This is a genomic window from Streptomyces otsuchiensis (genome assembly GCF_004305975.1).
GTDB classification, from domain to species: domain Bacteria; phylum Actinomycetota; class Actinomycetes; order Streptomycetales; family Streptomycetaceae; genus Streptomyces; species Streptomyces otsuchiensis.
Genome location: NZ_BHZI01000360.1, coordinates 1 through 4,898, shown reverse-complemented (window position 1 = coordinate 4,898; position 4,898 = coordinate 1). Strand labels below are relative to the sequence as shown.

Below are 4,898 nucleotides of genomic sequence, written 5' to 3'. Positions count from 1 at the left end.
CCTCCGCCAGGGCCCGCGCCTCCTCGTCCAGATGGAAGTTGGGCCGCTGCTCCTCCTCGTCGTAGTAGCGGTGGAAGACCGGGGTGATGCCGCCGGACATCGGGGGGACGATCCAGCTCCAGTCGGCGGGCACCCGCCGCCCCTGGCTCTCCTCCCGTTCCAGATGGGTCAGGAACCGGCGGGACTCCGTGTGGTGGTCGGTGATCCGGACGCCGGCCTCCCGGAAGGAGTGCAGCACCGCGACGTTGGCCTCGACCAGCGCGCGGTCGCGCCAGAGGGTGTCCTCACGGCTGGTGTCGAGGCCGAGTCCGGCGGCGATGGTGGGCAGCAGGTCGTAGCGGTCGGTGTCGGTGAGGTTCCGGGCGCCGATCTCCGTGCCCATGTACCAGCCGTTGAACGGCGCCAGCGGGTAGTCGACGCCACCGATCCGCAGCCGCATGTGCGAGATCGCGGGGACGGCGTGCCAGCGCAGGCCGAGGGAGGCGAAGAACGGGTACGCCGGGTGGGTCAGCGGCACCTCCAGCACGTCCTGCGGGTCGAGGTCGAAGAGCGCCGGACCGCCGCACGCGTCACCGGAGCCACCGGCGGAAGGGCGCTCGCCGGGCGGCTCGATCACCAGGGGCAGCAGGTCGAAGCGGCCGTAGCGCGGCCGCCAGCCGAGCCGGCGAACCGTTTCCGTGAACGCGACGTTCGCCGGATCGCCCAGCACCCGGCCGTCCGCCAGCCGGTACCCGGCGTACCGCACCAGCTGGCTGTTCCACACCCTCGGTGCGGCGGCCCGCGGGGTGGCCGGGGCGAAGACGGAGATCACCGGCCGGATGCGGCCGCCGTTGGTCGCCGCCCGCAGATGGTCGACCAGATGGCCGTGGATCTCCTCGGCCGTGCCGGCGTCACGGCGGTCCAGGACACGCAGGCTCTGCCAGTAGAGCCGCCCGATGCAGCGGCTGGAGTTGCGCCAGGCCACCCGCGCCCCGAAGGTCAGCTCCGCCGTGGTGTGCCGGTAGGTGCCGGTCATCTCGACCGAGCGGTGCACCTGACGCAACCGCAGGTCGAGCGGGACCGGCTGGTCGGGATGCTCGGCGTGGAACAGGCGCAGGAACTCGTCGGCCTCCCCGATGTCCACCGGGGGTGAGACCGCCTCCCCGGCGCCACCTCCCGGAGCGGGTACGGGCAGGGGGACGGCGGATCTGCGCACCAGCAGCTTGTGTCCCTTCATGGGCTCCTCGGAACAGCAGCGCGGACGTCGGTGTCGGGGCGACTCGCGTGGCGGGGACGGTCGGTGGGCGGCGGTGTGCGCCGGCGCGCGGAAGCGGGACGGCACGGCTGCGCGACCGGCAACGGCAGGACACCCGGTGATCGGTCGTGGGCACGACGTAACCAGACGTGGGCGGCCCGGTGTACGTTTTCCGAGGTTCGTGCCCGTACGTACTGCCGTTGTGCTATAAGCCGTCAGCAACTCGCGCGGCACGCGCCCCCGAGGCGCCACCCGCGCACACCGGCAGCGCCCGACCGCCCCGTCCACCCTCTGACCGGCCCGGCCACGGAGACCGTGTCGTCAGTCAGCCGGCGCGCCGACGCGCAGCCCGGCGAACGCCGTCGCCACCACCGCGTCCGCCATCTCGCCCGCCGGGATCGCCGAGGCCCGCCCCGGCCGGTACCACTCGGCGATGGAGTTGATCATCCCGAAGAGCAGCCTGGTCGCCAGCCGCACGTCCACGTCGGCGCGCAGGTCGCCGTCGGCCACCGCCTGGCGCAGCAGCGCGGCGACCCGCTGGTCGAACTCCCGGCGGCGCTCCAGCGCCCAGCGCTCGGTGTCGGTGTTGCCGCGCACCCGCAGCAGCAGCGTGACGTAGGGCAGCCGGTCGATCAGCACCTCGGTGGTGCGCCGGGCGACGTGTTCCAGCCGGTCGATCGCCGGCCCCTCCACCGCGACCGGCTCCTCCAGCACCTCGAAGAGCCCGTCGAGGGCATGGCTGACGGCACGCCGCAGCAGCTCCTCCTTGCCCTTGACGTGGTGGTAGATCGAGGACTTTGAGATGCCGGCCGCCCGGGACAGGTGCTCCATCGAGGTGCCGTCGTAGCCGCGCTCGATGAAGACCTCGACCGCGACCTCCAGGAGCGTCTGCGGGGTGTACGTGTCGCGTCGGGTTTCCGTGGCCATCGCTAGACACCGGTTCTCTGGGGTAGTCGGTCCGGGGAGGGGAGGGCGCTGCGGCCCCGCACCAGTCTGCACGGCGGCCCCGTGAGCGGCTCCGTGCGGGTTCACACGCGGACGGCCCGGGCCCCCTTGCCCCGACCGATCGTTCGGTAGCAGTATCGTCCATGGCCCGTGCTCATACCAGCTCGACGAGGAGACGCCCGATCATGACCCCTTCCCTCACCCCGGCGCAGCTGGCCCACCGGCACCGCGGCACGCTGGACACCGCACTGGAGACCATCCGCAGTCGGGGCTACTGGTCGCCCTACCCGGAGCACCCCAAGGCGTACGGCGACGGCGCGACCGTCCTGAACTCCCTCGACGCCGAGCAGGGCCTGGTCGCGTTCAACGCGGTACGGGACGCCCGGTTCGAGCTGGACCAGCCCGGCACCACCGGCTGGATCGGCGGCGAGCACTCCCCCTACGGCTTCGCCCTCGGCGTCACCTACCCGAAGGCAGACGTCGACCAGCTGCTGCCGGCGATGCGGGCCGGCGTCCCCGCCTGGCGCGACGCCGGCCCGGAGCTGCGCGCGCTGGTCTGCCTGGAGATCCTCGCCCGGATCAACGCGCACACCATGGAGTTCGCGCACGCCGTCATGCACACCTCCGGCCAGGCGTTCATGATGGCCATGCAGGCGGGCGGCCCGCACGCGCAGGACCGCGGCCTCGAAGCGGTCACCTACGCCTTCGCCGAGCAGACGAGGACCCCGGAGCTCGCCTCCTGGACCAAGCCGCAGGGCAAGCGGGACCCCCTGGAGCTGACCAAGGAGTTCACCGCCGTGCCGCGCGGTGTGTCGCTGCTGATCGGCTGCAACACCTTCCCGACCTGGAACGGCTTCCCCGGTCTGTTCGCCTCACTGGCCACCGGCAACCCGGTGCTGGTCAAGCCGCATCCGCACGCCGTGCTGCCGCTGGCCATCGCCGTCCGCTTCGCCCGCGAGGTACTGGCCGCGGCGGGCTTCTCCCGCGACCTGGTCACCCTGGTCGCGGAGGAGGAGGGCGGCACCATCGCCGCCGACCTCGCGCAGCGCCCGGAGATCCGCGTCATCGACTACACCGGCTCCACCGCCTTCGGCGACTGGCTGGAGACCCACGCCCGGCAGGCGCAGGTCTACACCGAGAAGGCCGGCGTCAACACCGTGGTCATCGACTCCACCGACGACTACAAGGGGATGCTCGCCAACCTGGCGTTCTCCCTCTCGCTGTACAGCGGCCAGATGTGCACCACCCCGCAGAACCTCCTCATCCCCCGGCACGGCATCGCCACCGACGACGGGGAGAAGACCTACGACCAGATCGTCAGCGACCTCGCCGCCGCCGTGGAGAAGCTGCTCGGCGACGACGCCCGCGCGGTCGGGCTCCTGGGCGCGATCGTCAACCCGGCGGTGCGCGAGCGGGTGGAGCAGGCCCCGACACTGGGCGACGTGGCGCTGCGCTCCCGCAGCATCGTCCACCCCGAGTTCCCGGACGCCACCGTGCGCACCCCGGTCATCGTCAGGCTCGACGCGTCCAAGCCGGAGCACGAGGCCGCCTACCGCAGCGAGTGCTTCGGCCCGGTCTCCTTCGCGGTCGCGGTCGACTCCGCGGACGCGGCCGTGGAACTGCTGCGCTCGACCATCGCGGAGCAGGGCGCGATGACGGTCGGCGGGTACACCACCTCGGCGGACGTCGAACGCAAGCTGGTGGACGTCTGCCTGGAGGAGTGCGCGCAGCTCTCGCTCAACCTCACCGGCGGCGTGTACGTCAACCAGACGTCGGCGTTCTCCGACTTCCACGGCTCCGGCGGCAACCCGGCCGCCAACGCGGCGCTGGTCGACGCGGCGTTCGTCGCCAACCGGTTCCGCGTGGTGGAGGTCCGCCGCCCCCTCTGAGCGCCGGCGTGACACGACGGCCGCCGTCCGGGACGCCTCAGTCCCGGGCGGCGGCTGTCGCGGTTCCGGGGCCGGATTCGGTGCCGGATTCGGCACCTGATTCGGCGCCGGGTTCGGTGGAGGCGACGCGGTAGCTGAGGTCGGCGACCCGCATCCGGGCCGGCGCCAGTCTCAGCCAGGAGGCGGGTTCGCCCCCGCGGCCCTCGTGGAGGTAGAGCCGGAAGCGCTGGTCCCAGCCGGACTCGTCCGGACCGAGGTAACGGGTGAGCTTGCGGCGTCCGCGAGGGATGTCGAACGGCAGCAGCTCGGCGTCGCCGCGAGCGATGACCTGCCGCACCTCCCCGGTCCGCACATCGCAGTCGTCCACCACCAGCGCCAGTCGCGGCTCCTCCCGCACCCGCTGGTAGAGCCGCGTCCACGGCCCGGTCAGCACCCAGAAGGCCCCGTCCTCCCACAGGAACCACACCGGCCGGACCGTCGGCCCGTCGGTCGCGATCCGGGCGGTCAGCGGCCGGGCGAGGAACTGGTCGACGTCGAAAGCCGGTTCACCGGGTGCGTTGCTGCTCATCCCCCGATCCTGGCCGCCGACCGCCACAGGCGGCCAGCGCCGTTGGTCCTAGGTCTCCGGCCTGTTGACGAGCGCTCAGCTGTGGGCGATGACGTGCGGGGCGCCGCACGGGAGGGGTGCGTCGGCGTGGTGCTCGCCCCGGACGGGGACGACGGCGAGTTCCTGGACGCACACGTCGGCGGCGGTGAAGTTCCAGTTGTTGGCCGCGTTGACGCCGCCGCCGAACCCGCTCTCGTCGGTGGCGGCGTGGGCGGGGGAGGCG

5 protein-coding genes are annotated in these 4,898 nt (G+C 72.6%); 1 reads left to right on the top strand and 4 read right to left on the bottom strand.

All coding sequences use genetic code 11. The features are described 5' to 3' along the window. Both E0D90_RS23555 and E0D90_RS23550 read right to left on the bottom strand, forming a co-directional pair. Positions 1-1,216: nitric oxide synthase oxygenase (locus E0D90_RS23555; RefSeq protein WP_130800001.1), on the bottom strand; the 1,216-nt coding region annotated here is incomplete at its 3' end. Positions 1,217-1,555: 339 nt separating this feature from the next. Next, positions 1,556-2,161: a TetR/AcrR family transcriptional regulator gene (locus E0D90_RS23550; RefSeq protein ID WP_130800000.1), complete on the bottom strand. Its 606-nt coding sequence runs from the start codon at positions 2,159-2,161 to the stop codon at positions 1,556-1,558. A 203-nt stretch (positions 2,162-2,364) separates the two neighbouring features. On the opposite strand from E0D90_RS23550, the gene paaN reads away from it, so the two are divergent. Continuing rightward, positions 2,365-4,068, top strand: coding sequence for a phenylacetic acid degradation protein PaaN (gene paaN / locus E0D90_RS23545; RefSeq protein WP_130799999.1), 1,704 nt, complete (start codon positions 2,365-2,367; stop codon positions 4,066-4,068). A gap of 37 nt (positions 4,069-4,105) precedes the next feature. Here paaN and E0D90_RS23540 read toward each other — a convergent pair whose 3' ends face one another. Both E0D90_RS23540 and E0D90_RS23535 read right to left on the bottom strand, forming a co-directional pair. Beyond that, positions 4,106-4,636: a pyridoxamine 5'-phosphate oxidase family protein gene (locus tag E0D90_RS23540; protein WP_130799998.1), complete on the bottom strand. Its 531-nt coding sequence runs from the start codon at positions 4,634-4,636 to the stop codon at positions 4,106-4,108. A 75-nt stretch (positions 4,637-4,711) separates the two neighbouring features. Next, on the bottom strand, positions 4,712-4,898 hold a 187-nt coding region (locus tag E0D90_RS23535), incomplete at its 5' end, for a hypothetical protein (RefSeq protein WP_130799997.1).